Genomic DNA, 487 nt, shown 5'->3' with positions numbered 1-487 from the left:
CATTTACGAAAAAATTGGAGAGGGAGAATGTACATTTCCTTACCGATTTGAGACGGAAGAAGAAGTGAAAGCTCTAGCTTATAAGATGGTAAACAGTACATCAGAGTCATTAAATACAGCAAAGCCGTATGTGGACTGCGTGTTTCCATATATCCGTATCAATATTGCTTTAGATGAACTTGGGGGACTCGGAACAACAATAACGATTCGTAAGAATGCGGATCACCTTCGTGCTTCTGAAGAGCGTATGTTATCTACCAATCAAGCGTCAAAAGAGGTGTTGGACTTTTTGGCTGCCGCCGTGAAAGCCAAAATGAATATTCTAGTTGCTGGAGCTACAGGTACCGGAAAATCAGAGTTTATGAAATACCTTTCCTCTCACATTCCGAAAGGAAAGAAAAAAGAACGTACTCTTGTAGTAGAAGATAACCCTGAATTATATTTGCATCGCATTTTTCCGGAACATCATTTTGTTCCGATGCAATGT

General features: G+C 39.8%; 1 protein-coding gene. It reads left to right on the top strand.

The features are described 5' to 3' along the window. Positions 1-487, top strand: a 487-nt coding sequence (locus tag MR170_RS31045) for an ATPase, T2SS/T4P/T4SS family (protein ID WP_242310674.1), incomplete at both ends; no start/stop codon positions are given.

Source organism: Bacillus cereus group sp. BfR-BA-01524 (assembly GCF_022662595.1).
GTDB lineage: Bacteria > Bacillota > Bacilli > Bacillales > Bacillaceae_G > Bacillus_A > Bacillus_A thuringiensis_S.
This window is presented reverse-complemented; position numbering and strand designations above follow the sequence as displayed.